General features: G+C 71.3%; 19 protein-coding genes. 12 read left to right on the top strand and 7 right to left on the bottom strand.

Features of this window, described 5'->3' with window-relative positions; translation table 11 throughout:
- Nucleotides 1–70 precede the first annotated feature (70 nt).
- The 3 genes from BN39_RS18725 to BN39_RS18735 are packed head-to-tail and all read left to right on the top strand — an operon-like array spanning nt 71 to nt 3,974.
- Entirely contained in the window at nt 71–1,333 is a 1,263-nt protein-coding gene (locus BN39_RS18725; RefSeq protein ID WP_019203981.1) for a helix-turn-helix domain-containing protein, read from the top strand.
- Nucleotides 1,334–1,371: 38 nt separating this feature from the next.
- Nucleotides 1,372–2,958, top strand: coding sequence for a phosphoglycerate dehydrogenase (gene serA, locus BN39_RS18730; protein WP_040768703.1), 1,587 nt, complete (start codon nt 1,372–1,374; stop codon nt 2,956–2,958).
- Nucleotides 2,955–3,974 carry a 3-isopropylmalate dehydrogenase gene (locus BN39_RS18735; protein WP_019203983.1) on the top strand — a complete coding sequence of 340 codons (1,020 nt, stop codon included), beginning with the start codon at nt 2,955–2,957 and terminating at the stop codon, nt 3,972–3,974. The genes serA and BN39_RS18735 overlap by 4 nt, the downstream gene beginning before the upstream one ends.
- A gap of 114 nt (nt 3,975–4,088) precedes the next feature.
- Here BN39_RS18735 and BN39_RS18740 read toward each other — a convergent pair whose 3' ends face one another.
- Entirely contained in the window at nt 4,089–5,315 is a 1,227-nt protein-coding gene (locus tag BN39_RS18740; RefSeq protein WP_371190639.1) for an MFS transporter, read from the bottom strand.
- A gap of 96 nt (nt 5,316–5,411) precedes the next feature.
- Between BN39_RS18740 and BN39_RS18745 the strand changes: the two genes are divergently transcribed.
- Complete coding sequence (locus tag BN39_RS18745; protein WP_040768705.1) at nt 5,412–6,185, top strand: fumarylacetoacetate hydrolase family protein; 774 nt, start codon at nt 5,412–5,414, stop codon at nt 6,183–6,185.
- 4 nt (nt 6,186–6,189) lie between these two features.
- Here BN39_RS18745 and BN39_RS18750 read toward each other — a convergent pair whose 3' ends face one another.
- The 3 genes from BN39_RS18750 to BN39_RS18760 are packed head-to-tail and all read right to left on the bottom strand — an operon-like array spanning nt 6,190 to nt 8,414.
- Nucleotides 6,190–6,543 carry a universal stress protein gene (locus BN39_RS18750; RefSeq protein ID WP_040768857.1) on the bottom strand — a complete coding sequence of 118 codons (354 nt, stop codon included), beginning with the start codon at nt 6,541–6,543 and terminating at the stop codon, nt 6,190–6,192.
- 50 nt (nt 6,544–6,593) lie between these two features.
- A complete protein-coding gene (locus tag BN39_RS18755) occupies nt 6,594–6,947 on the bottom strand; it encodes a universal stress protein (RefSeq protein WP_019203987.1) in 354 nt (117 codons plus the stop codon).
- 18 nt (nt 6,948–6,965) lie between these two features.
- Nucleotides 6,966–8,414, bottom strand: coding sequence for a sugar porter family MFS transporter (locus BN39_RS18760; RefSeq protein WP_019203988.1), 1,449 nt, complete (start codon nt 8,412–8,414; stop codon nt 6,966–6,968).
- A 237-nt stretch (nt 8,415–8,651) separates the two neighbouring features.
- On the opposite strand from BN39_RS18760, the gene BN39_RS18765 reads away from it, so the two are divergent.
- A complete protein-coding gene (locus BN39_RS18765; protein WP_040768858.1) occupies nt 8,652–9,818 on the top strand; it encodes a Gfo/Idh/MocA family protein in 1,167 nt (388 codons plus the stop codon).
- Between the two features lie 26 nt (nt 9,819–9,844).
- Here the strand turns inward: BN39_RS18765 and BN39_RS18770 are convergent, their stop codons facing one another.
- Together BN39_RS18770 and BN39_RS18775 are read right to left on the bottom strand one after the other, a co-directional pair.
- Entirely contained in the window at nt 9,845–10,855 is a 1,011-nt protein-coding gene (locus BN39_RS18770) for a sugar phosphate isomerase/epimerase (protein WP_019203990.1), read from the bottom strand.
- 25 nt (nt 10,856–10,880) lie between these two features.
- A complete protein-coding gene (locus BN39_RS18775) occupies nt 10,881–12,095 on the bottom strand; it encodes a Gfo/Idh/MocA family protein (protein ID WP_019203991.1) in 1,215 nt (404 codons plus the stop codon).
- Nucleotides 12,096–12,211: 116 nt separating this feature from the next.
- Between BN39_RS18775 and BN39_RS18780 the strand changes: the two genes are divergently transcribed.
- From BN39_RS18780 to BN39_RS18795, 4 genes are all read left to right on the top strand, one after another.
- The gene (locus BN39_RS18780) at nt 12,212–13,222 is read left to right on the top strand and encodes a LacI family DNA-binding transcriptional regulator (RefSeq protein ID WP_019203992.1); all 1,011 of its coding nucleotides are present in this window, start codon (nt 12,212–12,214) and stop codon (nt 13,220–13,222) included.
- A gap of 115 nt (nt 13,223–13,337) precedes the next feature.
- The gene (locus BN39_RS18785; protein WP_019203993.1) at nt 13,338–14,348 is read left to right on the top strand and encodes a substrate-binding domain-containing protein; all 1,011 of its coding nucleotides are present in this window, start codon (nt 13,338–13,340) and stop codon (nt 14,346–14,348) included.
- Nucleotides 14,348–15,406, top strand: coding sequence for an ABC transporter permease (locus tag BN39_RS18790; protein WP_019203994.1), 1,059 nt, complete (start codon nt 14,348–14,350; stop codon nt 15,404–15,406). The genes BN39_RS18785 and BN39_RS18790 overlap by 1 nt, the downstream gene beginning before the upstream one ends.
- Before the next feature lie 5 nt (nt 15,407–15,411).
- A complete protein-coding gene (locus tag BN39_RS18795; RefSeq protein ID WP_237741733.1) occupies nt 15,412–16,290 on the top strand; it encodes an ATP-binding cassette domain-containing protein in 879 nt (292 codons plus the stop codon).
- Between the two features lie 20 nt (nt 16,291–16,310).
- Here the strand turns inward: BN39_RS18795 and BN39_RS18800 are convergent, their stop codons facing one another.
- A complete protein-coding gene (locus BN39_RS18800; RefSeq protein ID WP_040768861.1) occupies nt 16,311–17,330 on the bottom strand; it encodes a LacI family DNA-binding transcriptional regulator in 1,020 nt (339 codons plus the stop codon).
- Nucleotides 17,331–17,477: 147 nt separating this feature from the next.
- On the opposite strand from BN39_RS18800, the gene BN39_RS18805 reads away from it, so the two are divergent.
- From BN39_RS18805 to BN39_RS18815, 3 genes are read left to right on the top strand one after another with little or no spacing between them, the layout of a single operon-like run.
- The gene (locus tag BN39_RS18805) at nt 17,478–18,635 is read left to right on the top strand and encodes a Gfo/Idh/MocA family protein (RefSeq protein WP_040768708.1); all 1,158 of its coding nucleotides are present in this window, start codon (nt 17,478–17,480) and stop codon (nt 18,633–18,635) included.
- Nucleotides 18,636–18,660: 25 nt separating this feature from the next.
- Nucleotides 18,661–19,665 carry a Gfo/Idh/MocA family oxidoreductase gene (locus BN39_RS18810; RefSeq protein ID WP_019203998.1) on the top strand — a complete coding sequence of 335 codons (1,005 nt, stop codon included), beginning with the start codon at nt 18,661–18,663 and terminating at the stop codon, nt 19,663–19,665.
- Between the two features lie 25 nt (nt 19,666–19,690).
- Nucleotides 19,691–20,872 carry a Gfo/Idh/MocA family protein gene (locus BN39_RS18815; RefSeq protein WP_040768710.1) on the top strand — a complete coding sequence of 394 codons (1,182 nt, stop codon included), beginning with the start codon at nt 19,691–19,693 and terminating at the stop codon, nt 20,870–20,872.
- Nucleotide 20,873: the final 1 nt, after the last annotated feature.

Consider the following 20,873-nt stretch of genomic DNA (forward strand, 5'->3'; position numbering starts at 1 on the left):
TGAGGCGAGTTTCGTCCTCAGAGGACGAATTCTTGGTGGTCTCGGCGGCCCGGGCCTCTAGGATTTGGTGATGGATTCCGATGCGCCGCGGCAGCTGATCGCCCGGGTGTTGAGCGAGGCGTCGCGCCGGGAGGTGTCCGACGCCATGACCGAGCGGATAGCGGCCGACCTCCCCGGCCTGCGGGACGACGACGCGATCTTCGGATCGCTGGCCGCGAGCGTCGAGGCCAATGTCGAGAACGTCACGCACGCGGTCGTTCTCGACGTCCCGGTGGAGCGGATCGAGGTCCCTCTCGCAGCGCTCGAGTACCCGCGGCGCGTCGCTCAGCGCGGTCTGGCCGCGACCTCGCTCGTCCGGGCCTACTACCTCGGCCAGCAGACGATGATCGCCCTGATCGGCGAAACCCTGGACGCGGATCGCGAGGCGGCGCAGGACCTGCGGGAGGCCGCCATGCGCTGGCTCGTGGGCTGGTCCTTCGACTACAACGACGTGGTCACCCAGCGGGTCCTGGACGAGTACGAGGCGGAGCGGGCGGCATGGGTCGACGCCCGCAGCGGCGCCCGGACGATGCGGGTGCTCGAGGTGCTCGAGGGCGAGGTGCCCAGCGTGGCCGCCGCGTCCGCGAGCATCAGGTACCCGTTGCGCGGCCGGCACATCGGGCTGGTCGCCTGGTACTCCGAAGGTGTCGACGAGGTCGAGCGGATCGAACGCTTCCTGCGTGAGCTCGGCGCCGCGGCCGGAGCGGCGGCACCCCCGCTCACGGTGGCGGTCGACCGCCTCACGGCCTGGGCCTGGCTGCCGGTCGCCGACGGCGATACCGCGATCGCCGCCGCCCGGGAGTTCATCGCCGCCGGCGCCGATGCGCCGAGGGTGGTGCTCGGGCCGCCCGGGGAGGGGATCGACGGGTTCCGTACGACCAACCGCGCGGCGCGGGAGGTCCGCCGGGTCGCGGATGCGACGGCCGCGCCGCTGCTCGTGGCGACCGATCCGGGGGTGGGCCTCGCCGCCCTGGTCGCCCAGGACGTCGGCGCCGCCCGCACCTGGGCCGACGGGGTGCTCGGGGAGCTGACCGGGGGCAGTGCCGCCGACGAGCGGCTGCGCAGCACCCTCGAGATCTTCCTGCGCACCGGCGGCAGCTTCAAGGCGACGGCCGAGCAGCAGCTCCTGCACGCCAACTCGGTGAAGTACCGCGTGCGGCGGGCGATCCAGCGCCGGGGCAGGGCGATCGGCGACGACCGGCTCGATGTGGAGGTGGCGCTCGCGGTGCGCCGGATCTTCGGGCCGCACGCTCCCGGCAACCCGGCGCGGACCGTCGCCGACGCAGGTCATTAAGCTGACCGTGCAACCGGCACCGTGAATGAGGAGCGCAAGTGACCCGTCCCGTGGTATTGATCGCCGACAAGCTGGCACCGTCGACAGTGGAGGCGCTCGGCGACGACGTCGAGGTCAAGTGGGTCGACGGCCCGGATCGCCCGGCCCTGCTGGCCGCGGTCCCCGAGGCGGACGCGCTGCTGGTGCGCTCGGCCACCACCGTCGACGCGGAGGTGCTCGCCGCCGCCACCAAGGTCAAGATCGTCGCCCGCGCCGGCGTCGGCCTGGACAACGTGGACGTGCCGGCCGCCACCGAGCGCGGCGTGCTCGTGGTCAACGCGCCCACGTCCAACATCCACACCGCCGCCGAGCACGCCGTGGCCCTGATGCTGGCCGCAGCGCGCCAGATCCCCGCCGCCGACAAGACCCTGCGCGAGCACACCTGGAAGCGCAGCTCGTTCAACGGTGTCGAGATCCTCGGCAAGACGGTCGGCGTCGTCGGCATGGGACGCATCGGTCAGCTGGTCGCGCAGCGCCTCGCCGCCTTCGAGACCAAGATCATCGCGTACGACCCCTACGTCAGCCCGGCCCGCGCCGCGCAGCTCGGCATCGAGCTCGTCACGCTGGAGGAGCTGGTGGAGCGCGCCGACCTGATGACGGTGCACCTGCCGAAGACCCCCGAGACCAAGGGCCTCATCGGGCGCGAGCTGCTGGCCAAGACCAAGAAGGGCGTGATCATCGTCAACGCCGCCCGCGGTGGGCTGGTCGACGAGCAGGCGCTCGCCGACGCGATCACCTCGGGCCACGTGTTCGGCGCCGGCCTCGACGTGTTCGAGACCGAGCCCTGCACCGACAGCCCGTTGTTCGAGCTGCCTCAGGTCGTCGTGACCCCGCACCTCGGCGCCTCGACCTCGGAGGCGCAGGACCGCGCCGGCACCGACGTGGCCGCGAGCGTCAAGCTGGCGCTGGCCGGCGAGTTCGTGCCGGACGCCGTGAACGTGAAGGGCGGCGCCGTCGACGAGGAGGTCGCGCCCTGGCTCGAGCTCACCCGCAAGCTCGGCGTGCTGCTGGGCGGCCTGCCCGGCCCGCTCCCGGAGAAGCTGGGCGTCACCGTCCGCGGCGAGCTGGCCAGCGAGAACGTCGACATCCTGCAGCTCTCGGCCCTGCGCGGCCTGTTCTCCTCGGTCATCGAGGAGCCGGTCACGTTCGTCAACGCCCCCGCCCTGGCGGAGGAGCGCGGGGTCACCGTCGAGCTGGAGAAGCTCTCGGAGAGCCCGAACCACCGCAGCCTGGTCGACGTGCGCGCGGTGTACGGCGACGGGACCGTGCAGAACGTGTCGGGCACCCTCTCGGGCCTGGCGCAGGTGCAGAAGGTCACCAACATCAACGGCCGCAACTTCGACCTGCGCGCCGAGGGCCTGAACCTGTTCGTGGCCTACGGCGACAAGCCCGGCTCGCTGGGCAAGATCGGCACCGTCCTGGGCGACGCGGGCGTGGACATCCAGGCCGCGGCCCTCAGCCAGGACGCCGAGGGCACCGGCGCCACCATGCTGCTGCGCCTGAGCCAGCCGATCTCGGCAGACGTGCAGAAGGCCGTCGGCGAGGCCGTCGAGGCGACCACGATCGCGGCGGTGGACCTCTCGTGAAGCTCGCGGTGATCGGCGGGGACGGCATCGGCCCCGAGGTGACGGACGAGGCGCTCAAGGTGCTCCGCGCCGTGGTCGGCGAGTTCGAGACCACCGACTACGACCTGGGCGCCCGGCGTTACGAGCGCAACGGCGAGCTGCTCACCGACGAGGACCTCGCCTCGCTGCGCGAGCACGACGCGATCCTGTTGGGCGCCATCGGCGATCCGCGCACGGTGCCGCCGGGCGTCCTCGAGCGCGGCCTGCTGCTGAAGATGCGGTTCGCGCTGGACCACCACGTGAATCTGCGGCCGTCCAAGCTGTTCCCGGGTGTCGAGTCGCCCCTGAAGGATCCGGGCGAGATCGATTTCGTCGTGGTCCGCGAGGGCACCGAGGGCGCGTACACCGGCAACGGCGGCGCGATCCGCGTGGGCACCCCGCAGGAGGTCGCCAACGAGACGTCGGTGAACACCCGCTTCGGCGCGGAGCGCGTGGTGCGCTTCGCGTTCGAGCTGGCGCGCACCCGCCGCAACAAGCTGACCCTCGTGCACAAGACCAACGTGCTGGTGCACGGCGGCGGCCTGTGGCAGCGCACCGTCGACGACGTCGCGCGCGAGTTCCCGGACGTGGCGGTGGATTACAGCCACATCGACGCGGCCACCATCTACCTGGTGACCGACCCGTCGCGGTTCGACGTGATCGTCACGGACAACCTGTTCGGCGACATCCTCACCGACGAGGCCGGCGCGGTCTCCGGCGGCATCGGCCTCGCCGCGTCGGGCAACATCGACGCGACGGGCATCAACCCGTCGATGTTCGAGCCCGTGCACGGCAGCGCGCCGGACATCGTGGGCCAGGGCGTCGCGGATCCGACGGCGGCGATCCTCTCCGCCGCGATGCTGCTGCGGCACCTCGGCGACGAGGTCGGCGCGCAGCGGATCGAGGAGGCCGTGACCGCCGATCTCGCCGCCCGCGGCGACGCCCCGATCCGGACCACCGAGGTCGGCGACCGCATCGCCGCCGCCCTCAGCGCGTAACCCGGCGGCGGACGCCCGCTCGCGCTGTCGGGACGGGCACCGTCGTCCCCGCCTCCCTGACTTAACAGCGTTAGCCCAGCTCGACACGCCGGAAAGAGCGGGGCTCTACTGCTGTTAAGTCCGGTTGGGGGTGCCCGACGGTGCCGGCTCGCGCGTGACGCCGTCGCGGGGCGTCGCGTCGCGGGGGACCAGGGGGAAGGCGACCAGGGGCGCGAGCCCGACGATGGCGAAGGCCGCGGCGAAACCCGCGGTGTGGATCAGCCCACCGAGGATCGGCCCCGCCGCGGTGGTGACGAGGAACTGCCCGGTGTTCTGGATCCCGAGCGCCCGACCGCTGTAGAACGGCCCGGCCTTCTCGGCGATGGCGGTGAACGCCAGACCGTTGTCCGCGACGGTGACCACCGACGCCACGAGGAACACCAGCACTGCGACGGGGGAGCCGACCGCGGTCAGTGCGCCCAGCGCGCCCATGGTCAGCGCGGCCGCGAGGGCGATCCATCGGATGGGGGAGGTGCGGGAGCCCAGCCTGTCGGACCACGTCCCCGCCGCGATGCGGCCGAGGGCGCCGAACAACTGGCTCGCGGACACCAGCAGGCCCGCGGTGGCGGGGGCCCAATGCATCCCGACGATCAGCCAGGTGATGCCCCACGTCCACACGGCGCCCTGGGGTAGGACGAGCAGCAGTGAGACCGCGTGGATCCGCACGAGGAACGAGTCCTCGCGGTACGGGTTCTCCCGCGCCTCCGCCGCGGCGGCGCCGGATTCGGGCCGGGGCGGGTCGACGATGAAGGCGAACACCAGGATCACCGACACCACGGCGACCGTGAGCGGCACCGTCATGGCCCAGGTCAGGCCGACACGGCTGGCGAGGTACGGCATGGTCAGCGACAGCAGGGCGATGCCGAGCGGCTGCGAGGTCTGGCGGATGCCCATCGCCGTGCCGCGGCTCGACGCGGGGAACCAGCCGACCACGATGCGACCGCTGGCGCCGTTGCCGCTCGCGGCCATGGCGGACGAGACGAACAGCCCGCCCGCGATCACGGGAAGGGGCGCGCCCGCGGCGAACCCGGAGACCGTGGCCGCCAGCCCGATCGCCGCTCCCGAGAGGCTGACGAGGAGGACGCGGCGCTCGCCGTACCGGTCGATCATCGCGCCCCACACGATGGTGGTGAGAAGCAGGCCCGCGGGGGCGGCGGCGGCGAACAGGCCGGCGCGCTGGACGGGGAGCCCGTCGTGGATGAGCTGGGGGATGAGGAACGCGGTGCAGTTGACGGTCGCGGTGGTGGTGATCGCGGCGGTCATGGAGACCACCAGGATCCACCATCGGCGGGCGGCGGACATCTCCATCACTACTCCCAACCAGTGAGACAACAAGCTTACTATCTGAGACGAAGCCTAGCGGATCGAAGTATCCCGGCCAAACGGTAGGCTCGGCGTATGCGCCTTGCACGAATCGCCAGCAGTGACGGTGTCGCCTTCGCGGCGATCGAAGGGGATCCGGAAGATGGTGCCCGGGCCCGCGAGATCGCCGAACATCCTTTCGGCACACCGACTTTCACGGGCCGCAGTTGGGCCCTCGACGATGTGCGGCTGCTGGCCCCGATCCTCGCCAGCAAGGTGATCTGCATCGGTAAGAACTACGCGGCGCACGCCGCGGAGATGGGTGGCGAGGCGCCGAAGGATCCGGTGATCTTCATCAAGCCGAACACGTCGATCATCGGCCCGCTGGCGCCGATCAAGCTTCCGCGCAGCTCCCAGCAGGTGGACTACGAGGGCGAGTTGGCCGTCGTGATCGGCCAGCCCTGCCGCGACGTGGCGGCCGAGCGCGCGAAGGACGTGATCCTGGGCTACACCGTGGCCAACGATGTGACCGCCCGGGACCAGCAGCGGCACGACGGGCAGTGGACCCGCGGCAAGAGCTACGACACGTTCTGCCCGCTGGGGCCGTGGATCGAGACGGAGTTCGATCCGGCGGACGCCCGGATCTACACGGAGCTCGACGGAGAGATCAAGCAGGACTCGCGCACGTCGAAGATGATCCACTCGATCGGCGACGTCGTGGAGTGGATCAGCTCGGTGATGACCCTGCTGCCGGGCGACGTGATCCTCACGGGGACGCCGGAGGGCGTCGGCCCGATCACCGCCGGCCAGCACGTGGCGGTCACCGTCGAGGGCATCGGCACCCTGACCAACCTCGCCGAGGACCGCTGAGAGGTCAGTCCGTCTTGACCGCGAGCACGGGGACGGGCGAGCCCAGGATGAGCCGCTGACTCACGCTGCCCAGCAGCGCCTTCCCCACGCGTGACCGGCGCCGGACGCCGATCACCAGCCGCTCGGCCCCGTACTCGGCGATCGCGTCGAGGACCGCGTCCGCGGGATCGCGATCGGCGCGGCCGGCGCGCTCGACCACCGTGACGCCGCCGTCCACGGCGACGCCCGCCACGTCGAGCGGGGTGAGCCCCACGTTGACCGCCACGAGGTCGGTGCCGAGGCGCTGCGCCTCGGCCGCGGCGGCGGCGAGGGCGGCGGGCCCCTCGGCGCTCTCCGGTACGGCGACGACGATGGTCATGGCGAGCACCTTACCGGCGCCCGCCACGACCATCGACCGATGCGAGGCCCTCAGTCCGCCTTGACCGCGAGGACGGGGATGGGCGAGTTGAGGATCAGCCGCTGGCTCACGCTGCCGAGCACGGCCTTGCTCACCGCGCTCCTCCGGCGCACGGCGATCACGAGCCGCGTGGGGCCGCGCTCCTCGATCTCGTCGAGCACGGCGTCGACGGGGTCGCGGTCGCCCCGGCCGGTGCGTTCGACGACGGTGACCGGAACGGATTCGTCGAGTCCCGACAGGTCGAGCCTCGTGATCCCGATGTTGACGGCGATGAGGTCTGTCCCGAGCGACTTGGCCTCCTCGACACCCGCGCGGAGCGCGACGGGGCCCTCGGAGGTGCCGGGCACGGCGACGATGATGCTCATGAATGGTCTCCTTGGGGCTCAGCGGAAGTCGCCGGCGGCGAAGGACTCCTCGAGTTCCTCCAGCGAACGGCCGCTCGTATTGGGCAGGGTCTTGTAGATCAGGAACGCGAACAGCGCGCACACCACGAAGAAGAAGCCGTACGTCCCTACGATGCCGCCGACCTTGATCAGCGTGGGGAAGGCCTGGCCCACAGCGGCGTTGGTGAGCCAGAGGATGAGCACGGACAGGCCCATGCCGAAGCCGCGCAGCCGCAGCGGGAACAACTCGGACAGGCATACCCAGACGGGCACGTTGAGGGCCGTCTGCATGGCGAGCACGAACAGGGCGACGAACACGAGGACGGCGTACGCCTGGATCTTGCCCGGGGGGAGGAAGGTCGCGGAGAGCACCGTGAGCCCGTGGCAGACGGTGACCCCGACCATGCCCATCAGGATGAGCTTGCGTCGCGGGATCCGGTCGATGAGGAGGAACAGGCAGATCGAGCTGCCGACCACTGCGGCGACGCCCATGAAGATGTTCGCGATCGGCGCCGCGCTGCTGCTGAACCCCGCGGTCTTGAGCATCTCGGTGCCGTAGTACATGACCGAGTTGATGCCGGTGAGTTGCTGGGCGACCGCCAGGATGATCGCGGCCAGCATGATCCTGCGCACCCACGGGATCGCGAGGTCGGCGAATCCGCCGGTCTGCGACGCCTCCTCCTCCTGGGCCAGTTCTTCGACCTCGGCCATCTCCGCTCGCGCCCGGTCCTCGGTGCGGACCTGCATCAGCACGGCGAGCGCCTCGTCGTCGCGGCCCTTGGAGATGTACCAGCGCGGGGACTCCGGCATCTTCAGCATGCCGAGGAACAGGCAGACCGCGGGGATCGCGCAGATCGCGAGCATGATCCGCCACACGCCGGAATGCCCGTCGGGATTGTCGGCGGTGAGCGGGGGCCACACGGAAGCGATGATCGCGTTGACCACGAAGGCGGCGAGCTGGCCCACCACGATGGCGAGCTCGTTCCGGCCGCCCAGCGTGCCGCGTCGTTCGGTCGGCGCGAGCTCGGAGAGGTAGACGGGGACGACGACCGACGCACCGCCCACCGCGAGGCCGAGCACGAACCGGGCGGGCAACATCATCGTCAGGCCGGGCGCCACCACGGCGCCGAGCGTCCCGACGAAGAAGATGATCGACAGGATGATCATGGTCTTCCGGCGGCCGATCGCATCGGCGAGCCGCCCGCACACGAGCGAGCCGATCGCCGCACCGATCAGCAGCGTGCTGACGACCAGGCCCTCGGTGGTGGTGTTCAGTCCGAGGTCGTGCTTCATCGGCTCCAGCGCGCCGTTGAGCACGCCGGTGTCGTAGCCGAAGAGCAGGCCACCGAACGTCGCCACGACGGCGACGAGGTCCATGCGGCGCTGGTGGGGGCCGGGTCTGAGGGCCGGCAGTCTGGTGCCGCCCTCCGCGGCGCTGGCGTGTGACACGGGTACTCCTTCGAGGCGGATCGGGGGCCGGACCGAGGTTCGGCTAGTGGATAGGATGGCAGTGATCCACGACACAATCAAGAGGTTTCGGCAAGTTTGTTCATACATTAAGACGAGAAGTCACAAATCTCGCGATCGGTTCGTCCGTGACGACCGGTGGATGCGTCTGTACCGGCGTCGATGTCCCGAGGAAGATTTGTATTTACATCAGGTCATGTGATCCGTATCGTCCTCGCCATGACGAATGATCTGCAGCCGGTACGCGTCGCGGTGATCGGGATGGGGTGGATGGGCCGCGTGCACGCGCAGGCCTATGTCCGTGTGCCCCACCACTATCCCGAGGGGCCCGCGCTTCCCGAGCTCGTGGCGGTGGCCGACGACGTGCCCGGCCGCGCCGAGACCTTCGCCGCGCGATTCGGCGCCCGCACCGCCGCGACGGACTGGCGCGCGGTCCTGGACGACCCGTCGGTCGACGCGGTGTCCGTGACGGTGCCGAACTTCCTGCACCGCGAGATCGGCAGCGCCGTGCTCGATGCGGGGAAGCATCTGTGGATCGAGAAGCCCGTGGGCCTCACCGAAGCGGATGCCGTCGCGGTCGCGGAGGCGGCGGCCCGCAACGACCGGCGCACCGCGGTCGGCTTCAACTACCGCAACGCCCCGGCGGTGCAGGCGGCGCGCGCCCTCGTCGCGGACGGCCGGATCGGCGACGTGACCCACGCCCGGTTCCGGTTCTTCAGCGATTACGCCGCGCATCCGGACGGGGCACTCACCTGGCGGTACCGGGCCGACCGGGGTGGCAACGGGGTGCTGGGCGATCTGGGCTCGCACGGTGTGGACCTCATCCGCTACCTGCTCGGTGACATCGACTCCCTCGTCGCCGACACCGCGATCTTCATCCCCGAGCGGTCCGAGCCGGCGGGTGCGACATCGGGACACCAGCTCGCCACCGGCGGCCGGCGCGGCGCGGTGGAGAACGACGACTTCCTCTCCGCGCAGCTGCGCCTCGCGTCGGGCGCCCGGTGCGTACTCGAGGCGAGCAGAGTGGCCGTGGGGGAACAGAACTCGTACGGCTTCGAGATCCACGGCACCGAGGGAATGCTGCGGTGGGACTACCGGCGCATGGGGGAACTGGAGACCTCCCTCGGCGAGTCGTACCAGGATCAGCCCTCCACCACGCTGTTCGTCGGCCCGGGCAGTGGGGACTACGCGGCCTTCCAGCCGGGCGCCGCCAATCCGATGGGTTACGACGACCTCAAGGTGATCGAGGCGCAGCACTTCCTCCGGTCGATCGTGACCGGCGAACCGGAGGGCGCCACCGTGGCCGATGCGGTCTTCAGCGCCCGCGCCCTCGACGCGATGACCACCTCCGTCGCGGACGGACGGTGGGTCCCGCTGCGGTCGTGAACCGGAGGCGCGGGCGCGCAAACCCCTCAGCCCGGTGAGTCGGCGAGCGCGCGGTCGGCGGCCTTGAGCACCTCGGCCGCCGCCGCGACGCCCTCGACGGGGCCGAGCTCGGTGTCCTCGTGCTCGATGTTGACGAGCATCCCGGGATCCACCTCGTGCAGGGCGCGCAGGAACTCGGTCCAATAGGCCGTGTCGTGGCCCTTGCCGAGCGCCACGAAGTCCCACGCCGACTCCTTCGGCCACTCGTTCGCCCACTCGTCGCCGCCCAGGTTGGTGCGCGACTCGTCGGGACGCAGCCGGCGGAAACCGTTGTCCAGCACCCCGTTCAGCGCGGCGTTCGCGGGGTTGATCCGGACGTCCTTCGCGGCGGCGTGGAACACCAGGTCGCCCAGGTGCCGCACTACCGCCACGGGATCCATCTGCTGCCAGAACAGGTGCGAGGCGTCGAGCTCCACGCCCACGTGGGTGGCCCGGGTACGTTCGATCAGCTCGTGCACCGAATCGCAGTTGAACACCACGTTCTGCGGGTGCAGCTCCAGGGCCACCTTCACCCCGTGGTCGCGGGCGAACCGGTCGGTCTCGCGCCAGAACTCGGTGACGATCTCCCACTGGTGGTCGAGCACGTCGAGGGCGGCGGAGTTCCACGCGTTGACGATCCAGTTGGTCCGGCGCGCGCCGGGCTCACCGCCGGGCAGTCCCGACATGGTGACGACCCGGTCCTGGCCCAGGCGTGCGGCGAGGCGGATGGACCGGCGCACGTCCTCCGCGTGCTTCGGTCCGATGGCCGGGTTCGGGTGCAGCGGGTTGCCGTTGCAGTTCAGGCCGGCGATCGCGACGCCGGTGCCCTCGAAGTGGCCCAGGTAGTCGTCGCGGGCGGTATCGCTGGCGAGGATGTCGTCCATGCCGGGGACGTGGACGGGCGGCAGGAATCCGCCGGTGTTGATCTCGATGCCGGTGAGGCCGACTCCGGCGATCACCTCGATGGCCTCGGGGAGCGGGCGGTCGTGCAGGATGGCGTTGTACAGGCCGAGTCTCATGTCGTACTCCGATGGTCCGGTGGGGTCAGATATGGGTGAGCGGGGCGATCAGGTCCACGGGGGCGCCGCCCCGGGCGGCGGAGCGGGCGACCGCGTCGATGAGTTCCATGTTGTGCAGCCCGTCGGCGAAATCGGCGTTGCGGGGGAGGGATTCGTCGGCGGGCAGCCCGGCGACCTCCTCAAGGAAGGCGCGTGCCTGGAACACGAATCCGTCGTTCTGGCCGACGCCGACGCCGGGCGCGTCCATCGCGAGGCCGCCGCGCCAGTACGGGTGCTCCGGGCCCAGGGTGATGGTGCGCGGGCCGGCCAGGTCGTGGTCGTCGTCGGCGAGCACGACCTCCACCTGCCCGGGCCTGCGGAAGTCGAACGAGGCCGATCCGCGCTCGCAGAACACCTCGAACTTCAGGGTGTTCGGGTGGCCGGCCGCCACCCGGGACACCTGGAGGGCGCCGGTGCCGCCGTTCTCGAAGTCCACGAAGAACCCCGCGACGTCGTCGTTCTCGACGGTCTCGCGCCGGTCGCTCACGGCGGCGTGCTCGTGCCCGACGACCCGGCCGAGCGGCGTGGGCCGGGTGCCGAACGCGGTGTGCAGGGTGGCGCCGCGCACGGTCGCGATCCGGCCGCCGAACAGCTCGGCGATGTACGTGAGGTGGCTGCCCACGTCGGCCAGTGCTCCCGAGCCCGCGGGGCCCTTGAATCGCCAGCTGATGGGTCCGTCGGGGTCGCACGCGTAATCGGTCCAGTACGCACCGTCGAAGTTGACGAGCCGCCCGAGCCTGCCGCTGCGCACCAGGTCGCCGAGCAGCGCGATGCCGGGGGAGCGGAGGTACGTCAGGCCGATCCTGCCGAAGACGCCGCGCGCCTGCGCCGAGCCGGCGGCGCCGACCATGGCCCGGGCGTCGTCGAGGCCGGCGGCCAGCGGCTTCTCGCAGAGCACGTGCTTCCCCGCGGCGAGCAGGGCCTCGACCACGGGGCGGTGCAGCGCGTTCGCGACCACGACGCTGACCACGTCGATGTCGTCGGCCGCGGCGATCGCCTCCCAGGAGGTGTCGTGCCGCGCGAAACCGAACCGGCGCGCGGTCTCCACCGCGAGTGGTGCGTGCGCGTCGGCGACCGACACCAGCCGGACGTCGGGGAGTCCGGGGCCGTAGACGGCGGTCGCCGCGCGATACCCGGCCGCGTGCGCCTTGCCCGCCATCCCGGCGCCGATCACGGCGACGCCGATGCTGTTGTGGTTCATGGGCCCTCCTTCGAGGAAAGTGGATGTGCAGCCGGTGACGGCCTAGACTGATGGTTGTTGGAGCGCTCCAACAGAATGATGCTCAATGTTCTTATGTCCTGTCAAGGGGGTACAGCGTGGCGAATCGGCCGACGATCTACGACGTCGCCCAGCGGGCGGGGGTGTCGAAATCGCTCGTGTCCCTGGTCATGCAGGGGTCCCCGCGGGTCGGAGAGTCGTCGCGCGCGGCGGTGCGGGCGGCGATCGCCGAGCTGGGATACCGGCCGAGTCGCGCCGCGGCCAGCCTCGCGGCCTCGCGCACGCGCACTGTGGGCGTGCTCATCGACGACTACACCAACCTCTGGTTCGTCGATCTGGTGCGCGGTCTGCACGCCGCCCTGGGGCCCGCGGGCTATCGCCTCGCGGTGGTCGACGTGGCGAGCGCCGGCCAGGCGGAGGACCCCGTCGAGTCCATGCTCTCGATGCGGGTCGACGGGATGGTGCTCGGCATGGACCCGCCGCAGACCCTCGTCGATCTCGACGGTGCGCCGCACGTGCCGCCGGTCGTCGTGGCGGGGACCCGGGAGGACCGGGACCTGCCGTACGACGCGGTGGCGAACGACGACGCGGAGGGCGCGCGCCTCGCCGCCCGGCACCTCGTCGGGCTGGGGCACCGCCGGCTGGGACAGCTCCCGGTCGCGGGCGGGGCCGGAACGGCCCGGAGCGCGGCCTTCGCGGCCGAGGCGGGGCGCCTCGGCGCGGTCGTGGTCGAGGCCGGACGGGCGGCGCAGGCCACGGACGACGCGGGGTTCCGCGCCGCGGCGGAGGTACTGGAACGGGATCGGTCCGTCACCGCGCTGTTCGCGGCGAACGACGTGATGGCGGTGGGCGCCATGGGGGCCGCCCGCGCGGCGGGGGTCGACGTTCCCCGCGAGCTGTCGGTGGTCGGCTACGACGACACGTCGCTCGCCGCGGCCCGCCTGATCGGGCTGACGACGGTGGACGACCGCAGCTTCGACGTGGGCCGGACGGCGGGCGAACTGCTGCTCCCGCGCATGTCCGAGGAGCGGCGTGGGCGCGCCGCGCCCGTCCGTCGGATGCTCGAACCGCGCCTCGTCGTGCGGTCGACGACGGTGTCGCCTCCGTGACCGACCGTCGCAATGTGCGTATGTCTGAACAAACCCTAGTCATTGGCTGTGATCTGTACTACATTCGGCCCAGCGGGTGAGCAGGCTCATCCGGTGAGGTCGAAGGGACACACAAATGAAGAAGACCGAGCGACGATTCCGGGGTGCGATGGCTGCGGCCGCCGCAGGCACCGCGGTCGTGCTGGCAGTGGCGGGATGCTCGAACACCGGTGGGGCGCCCCGGGACACCGGGGAGGGCGCCGGCGTGGGGTCCGCGGGGACCAAGAAGCTCACGATCGCGATGATCACCCACCAGCAGCCGGGCGACACCTTCTGGGACCTGATCCGCAAGGGCGCTGAGATGGCGGCGAAGAAGGACAACGTCACGCTCCGCTACTCGAACGATCCGCAGGCGCCGAACCAGGCCAACCTGGTGCAGACCGCGATCGACTCGAAGGTCGACGGCATCGCGCTGACGCTGGCCACGCCGAGCGCGATGGCCCCGGCGGTGGCCGCCGCGCAGCGCGCCGGGATCCCGGTCGCCGCGTTCAACGCCGGCTTCAACGAATACCAGGGCATGGGGATCACGCAGTACTTCGGCCAGGACGAGACGACCGCGGGCACCGCCGTCGGCGAGCGCCTCATGAAGGAGGGCGCCAAGAAGGCCGTCTGCATCATCCAGCAGCAGGGGCAGGTGCAGCTCGAATCGCGGTGCGCCGGAGTCAAGGCCGGATTCACGGGCGGCACCGTGGAGAACCTCAACGTCAACGGCGAGGACATGTCCGACGTGCAGTCCAAGGTGACCGCGAAGCTGCAGCAGGACCCGAGCATCGACCGGGTGGTCGCGCTCGGCGCGCCGTACGCGCTGGGCGCGGTCAAGGCGCGGGCAGGCACCTCCAGCAAGGCGGCGGTCGTCTCGTTCGACACGAACGCCGCGATGATCGACGCGATCAAGTCCGGCGACGTGGCGTGGGCCGTCGACCAGCAGCCCTACCTCCAGGGCTACCTCGCCATCGACTCCCTGTGGCTGTACCTCACCAATCGCAACGTGATCGGCGGAGGCCAGGCGGTCTCCACCGGCCCGGCGTTCATCGACAAGTCGAACGTGGACGCCGTCGCCGAGCTCGCGAAGGCGGGGACCCGCTGATGAGCACCGACGAGGCGCTGGACCTCTCCACGCACAAGCCCGTCACGGACGAGCGGGTGAAGGCTCAGAAGCCGATGCAGCGCTTGATCATCCGGCCCGAGGTGGGCGCTCTGATCGGCGCGATCGTGATCTTCGCCTTCTTCCTCGTGGTGGCGCCGCCGTTCCGCACCCCCGAGGCGTTCGCCACGGTGCTCTACGCCAGCTCCACGATCGGCATCATGTCCTGCGGCGTCGCCGTCCTCATGATCGGTGGCGAGTTCGACCTGTCGACCGGTGTCGCGGTGACCTTCGCGTCGCTCTCCGCGTCGATGCTCGCCTACAACCTCCACCTGAACACCTGGGTGGGTTCGCTACTGGCGCTGGGGCTCTCCCTCGCGGTCGGGGTGTTCAACGGGTACATGGTGATGCGCACCAGGATCCCGAGTTTCCTCATCACCCTGTCCACGTTCCTCATGATCACGGGCATCAATCTCGCGGTCACCAAGCTCGTCACGGGGCAGGTGGCGACCCCGTCGATCGCCGACATGCAGGGCTTCGAATCCGCCCGGGCGACCTTCGCATCGACGATCAGCCTCTTCGGCATCAACGTCAAGGTGACGGTGTTCTGGTGGCTGCTGTTCACGGTGGTCGCGACCTACGTCCTCACCCGCAGTCGGGTCGGCAACTGGATCTTCGCCGTCGGTGGCAACCAGGACTCGGCCCGCGCGGTCGGCGTGCCGGTCACCAAGGTCAAGATCGGCATGTTCATGTTCGTCGGCTTCTGCGCGTGGTTCGTGGGCCAGCACCTGCTGTACGCCTTCGACACCGTGCAGTCGGGCCAGGGCGTGGGCAACGAGTTCCTGTACATCATCGGCGCGGTGATCGGCGGATGCCTGCTCACCGGCGGGTACGGTACCGCCGTCGGTGCGGCGATCGGCGCCTTCATCTTCGGCATGGTCAACCAGGGGATCGTCTACGCCGGTTGGGATCCCGATTGGTTCAAGTTCTTCCTCGGCGTGATGCTGCTGTTCGCGGTCATCGCCAACAATTCCTTCCGCAACTTCGCAGCGAAGAGGTGACCGACATGACCAGCGACGACGACGCCACCGCCGCCCCCGATCACGCAACTCCCGAGGCCGCCGCCCCCGACGCTGTGACGCCGGATTCCTCCGCCGATCCCACACCGGAGGACGGCGTCGCCGCACCCCTCATCGAGCTGCGCGACGTGGGCAAGCAGTACGGGAACATCCTCGCGCTCAAGGGGATCGACCTGCGGGTGCACGCCGGTGAGGTCACCTGCGTGCTCGGCGACAACGGCGCGGGCAAGTCCACCCTGATCAAGATCATGGCCGGACTGCACCAGCAGTCCGACGGGGAGCTGCTCATCGACGGCGCCGAGACCCGGCTGGAGTCCCCCAAGGACGCCCTCAAGAAGGGCATCGCCACCGTGTACCAGGACCTCGCCGTCGTGGGACTGATGCCGGTGTGGCGCAACTTCTTCCTCGGCCAGGAGAGGCGGACCGGCCTGCTGCGATCGCTCGACGTGCAGACGATGCGCGCGACGACGAAGGAGGAGCTGTTCAAGATGGGCATCGACCTGCCCGACGTGGACGCTCCGATCAGCTCGCTCTCCGGCGGCCAGCGGCAGTGCGTCGCGATCGCCCGCGCCATCTACTTCGGCGCCCGGGTACTCATCCTCGACGAGCCCACCGCCGCGCTCGGCGTCAAACAGTCGGGCATGGTGTTGCGCTACATCACCGCCGCCAAGGAGCAGGGCTTCGGCGTCGTGTTCATCACCCACAACCCGCACCACGCGTACATGGTGGGTGACCATTTCGTGCTGCTCAACCGGGGCAGGCAGAAGATGGACTGCACGTACGACGAGATCTCGCTCGAGGACCTCACGCAGCAGATGGCGGGCGGCGACGAGCTCGAGACCCTCAGCCACGAGCTCCGCAAGTGAACCCCGGCCGGCCGCTCCCGTCAGGGGGCGGTCGGCGCGGGCCCGGTCGTGCCGCGGACCACCAGTTCCGGATCGAGTTCGACGATGCCCCGCAGCGCACCGTCCGGCGGGTCCGTGCGGAGCCGGTCCCGGACGATCCGCAGGGCCGCCTCGGCGATGGCCGCGGGGTCCTGGCGCACCGTGGTGAGATCGACGTGCGCGAGGCGCGCGATGCGGCTGTCGTCGTACCCGGTCACGCTGACCCTTCCGGGCACGTCCACGCCCGCCTCGCGCAACCCGATCAGCAGTCCCACCGCCGCCTGGTCGTTCACCGCCATCACCGCCGTGGGCAGGGGGGCTCCGGTCGCGAGCAGGGACCGTGCGGCCTCGGTCCCCGCGGCCTCGGTGTTGTCCCCGCGCACGATCACCGGGACGAGTCCGCGGCGCGCCATGGCCTCCTCGAAGCCGGCACGCCGCTCCGCGGCGCCCGACGAGGCGCCGCCGTCCACGTGCACGATGCGGCGATGGCCACGGTCGGCGAGGTGATCCACCAGGAGGGCGAATCCCCTGCGGTCGTCTGTGAACACGGCGTCGGGACCGGGGGCCTCGGGACGGCCGATCCCGATCACCGGCATCTCGGCGGGCACGCCCTCCGGCGGCTCCGTCGCGCCGATGAGGAGAAGGGCCTCGCACCGCGACGCGACGAGGGCGTCCACCGCGCGCCGCTCGTCGCGGGTGGGGACGACGGCGCTGAGCACCAGGTCGTACCCCGCGGCCTCGGCGGCGGGGTAGAGGCGTTCGACGACGTCGGCGTGGAAGGGCGCGTCGGTGCGGAAGGTCACCCCGATCAGTCCGCTCGACTTGCGGCGCAACGACTGCGCCGCGCTGTCCGGCCGGTAGCCGAGCTCCTCGGCGGCGGCGCGGACCCGCTCCCGCGAGGTTGCGCTGGGCCCGGGTGCGTCACGGATCACGAGCGAGGCGGTGGCGCGGGAGACTCCCGCCGCGCGCGCCACGTCCACCAGGGTGGGGCGCCGGGGCGCCCCGGCTGTCGAGTCGGGCATCGGATCCATCGCTTCCGCTTGACGGGGACGTGTCCTGCGTCACATACTCTAACCGTAGAACTTAGAACGTTCTAAGTCGGCCCGGAACTCCTCGGGGAGATCCGGTCGGCGCGTCTCCCGTCCGTCGGATACAGGAACGGAAAACCCATGCGAACAACACTTCTCGAGCGCCACGGGCGCCGCCTGCGGGTCGCGATGGTGGGCGGTGGGATCGGCAGCTTCATCGGCGAGACGCACGCGATCGCGCTGCGCGCCGACGGGCTGTGGGATCTCGTCGCGGGTTCGTTCTCCCGGACCCCGGAGACCAACGCCGCCACGGGCCGGGCGTGGCTGGTCCCGCCGGACCGCGTCTACGCGGACCACCGCGCACTCATCGCGGGGGAGACCGGACGCCCGGACCGGGTGGACGCGGTCGTCGTCGCGACCAGACCGTCGAGCCACGCGGACATCGCGTGCGATCTGCTCGGCGCGGGCTTCCACGTCATCTGCGAGAAGCCGCTCACCGATTCGGTTCCCGCGGCGCGCCGCGTGGCCGCAGCCGTCGCCGCGTCCGGGTGCCGGCTGATGCTCACCCACTGCTACAGCGGCTACCCGATGGTCCGGCAGGCTCGGGAGATGGTTGCGCGCGGCGATCTCGGCCGCGTCACGATGGTCGAGAGCCGGTTCGCGGGTGGGATGTACGCCGCGAGCACCCCGGAGGGGGCGTGGCGGGTGGACGGCACCGAGGGCGGCGTCACCGCCCTCATCGCGGATCTCGGGACCCACGCCCTGCACCTCGCCGAGTTCGTGTGCGGCGCGCCGGTCACCGCGGTCCGCGCGGATCTCGCGCGCATCGATCCCGCGCACGTCGCGTTCGACAACGCCTACCTCGACCTCGCGTTCGAGGGCGGCGCGGTCGGCCGGTGCTGGAGCACCTCGCAGGCCGCGGGCGCGACGCACGGCCTGGCGATCACGGTCCACGGCGACCGCGGATCCCTCTCCTGGGACCACGACAGCGCGGAGACCCTGTGGTGGAGGTCCGACGGTGAGCCCGCCCGGCTGCTCACCAAGGCCGGTCCCGGAGCCACCCCGTCCGCGACGGCGGCATCCCGCTTCACCGCGGGCCACCCCGACGGCTACGCCCTGGCCTTCGCGAATCTCTACCGGGACTTCGCACACGCCCTGCTGGCCGAGGCGCTCGGCGAGGATCCGGAGCCCTTCCTCGCCGACGTGCCGGACGCCGCCGCCGGGGTGCGCACGCTCGCGGTCGTGAACGCCGCCGTCGCGGCGCACGAATCCGGCGGCGCCGTGACCGTCGACGCCTGACCGAGCCCGTACCAGGAGGATTCCCGTGCAACGCATCGCGCTCATCGGCGCCGGATTCATGGGCGGGCAGCACGCCGCCAACCTCGCGGCGCACCCCGACGTCGACCTCGTGGCGGTGTGTGACGCCGACCCTCGCCGCGCGGACGCCGTCGCCGGCCGGTACGGCGCGCGGGCGACGACCGACGCCGCCGAGGTGGTCGCCGCCGCCCGGGTGGACGCCGTGCTCGTCGCCTCGCCGACCGACACGCACGCCGCGCACCTGCGCCGCGCCGCGGACGCCGGCGTCGCCGTGCTCTGCGAGAAGCCGATCGACCCGTCGCTCGACACCGCCGTCGACGCGGCGCGGTACGCGGCCGCCCGGAACGCTCGCGTCATGATCGGCTTCAATCGGCGCTTCGACCGTGACCACGCGGAGCTCAAGGCGATCGTCGACGGCGGGGAGATCGGCGACGTCAGCCTGATGCAGCTCACCTCCCGCGGCCCGTCCGTCCCGCCGCTCGAGTACATCGCCGTCTCCGGTGGGCAGATGCGCGACCAGGCCGTGCACTTCTTCGACCTGGCGCGGTGGATCGCCGGTGCCGAGCCCACCGAGGTGTTCGCCGCGGGCAGCGCGCTCGCCGACCCGCGCATCGCCGACCACGGTGACGTCGACACGTCCGCGATCACCCTCCGGCTGGAGACCGGCGCGCTCGTCCAGGTCGACTGCGCCCGCCGCACCGGGTACGGCTACGACGAGCGGGTGGAGGTTCTCGGCTCACACGGCATGGCCGAGTCCGGGCGGCATCGCACGTCCACCGTCGTGCGCTACGTCGACGGTGCGGGCCGCACCGCGGGGATGCACGCCGGCTGGCTCGAGCGGGTACTGCCCACGTACGCCGCGGAGCTCGATCACTTCGTCCGCGGCCTCGAGACGGAAGAGCCTTTCGGGCCCGGCCTGATCGACGGGCTGCGCGCCCAGGCGATCGCCGAGGCGGCGACCCGATCCCTCGCGAGCGGCCGCAGCGAACCGGTCGACCGCATCGACCCCTGAACTCCGACCGGAAACGAAGGACGACATGACAGAACCTCTCCGAGTGGCGCTCGTCGGCTGCGGCAACATCGCCCTGGGACATCACATCCCGGCGTATCTCGCCGTCCCCGAACGATTCCGCATCGTCGGGATCGCCGATCCGACACCCGAGCGCCTCGAACTCGGGCGCGCCGCGGCTGGCCTCGCCGCGGACCAGGTGCACGCCGACGTCGCGGAGCTGTTGGCGCGTGCCGACGTCGACGCCGTGGACGTCTGCACACCGCAGCACCTGCATCGGGACGTGGCCGTCGCCGCCGCCCGGGCGGGAAAGCACGTCCTGTGCGAGAAGCCGATCGCGGCGGTCCCCGCCGACGCGGAGGCGATGCGCGCCGCCGCCGCAGAGGCTGGCACGGTGCTCGCCGTGGTGGCGAACTACCTGTTCTTCCCGGAGATGGTCGTGCTGCGCCGGATCATCGAATCCGGTGAGCTCGGCGAGATCCGGACGGTGCGCGTGGACATGCTGGGCGTCCACGACCTGCCCGGCGCCGCCGGTTACAAGCCGGCCTGGCGGCACGATCCCGCCCAGTCCGGCGGCGGAGTCCTCGTGGACATGCTGCACGGCGTCTACCTGGCCGAGTCGCTGCTCGGCGAGCGCGCGCGCCAGGTCTCGGCGTTCGTGGACAGCGGCACCGACGGCGACGCCGTCGAGGGACTCGCCCTGTGCCGGCTGGAGGCGGAGCGCCGGGTGGCCCTGGTGAACATCGGCTGGGGCGTGGGACCCGGCGGCGTGATCGTGCACGGCGAGAGCGGCAGAGCGGTCGCTCAGTACCGGGACAACGGAACGATGCCGTGGGCTCCGTTCGAGTCGCTCACCGTCACCACCGAGCACGGGACGCGCACCGTCGATCTGCCGGCCGGCCCGGAACTGGAGCCGCTCGTCCTCGCCTCCATGCGCGACACCGTCGTCGATTTCGCCGACGCGGTCCGGGACGGTCGCGCGCCCGCGGCCGACGCCGCCGCGGCCCTGCACATCCTCGAGGTCACCGTGGCGGCCTACGCCTCCGGCGCCCTGGGGAGGACCGTGCCCCTGCCGTTCCCCGAGGACGGCGCCCTGTTCCGGCGCGGCGCCGTCGGGCTCACGGAGCTCGACGTGCCGGAGGCCGCGCTCGTGCGCCGCCGCGGACTGTTCGGCCTCGGCCCCTCGCCGGCGATCGCGGGAGGGGCCTGAC

The organism is Tsukamurella sp. 1534, assembly GCF_000312385.1.
In the GTDB taxonomy this organism is placed as follows: Bacteria; Actinomycetota; Actinomycetes; order Mycobacteriales; family Mycobacteriaceae; genus Tsukamurella.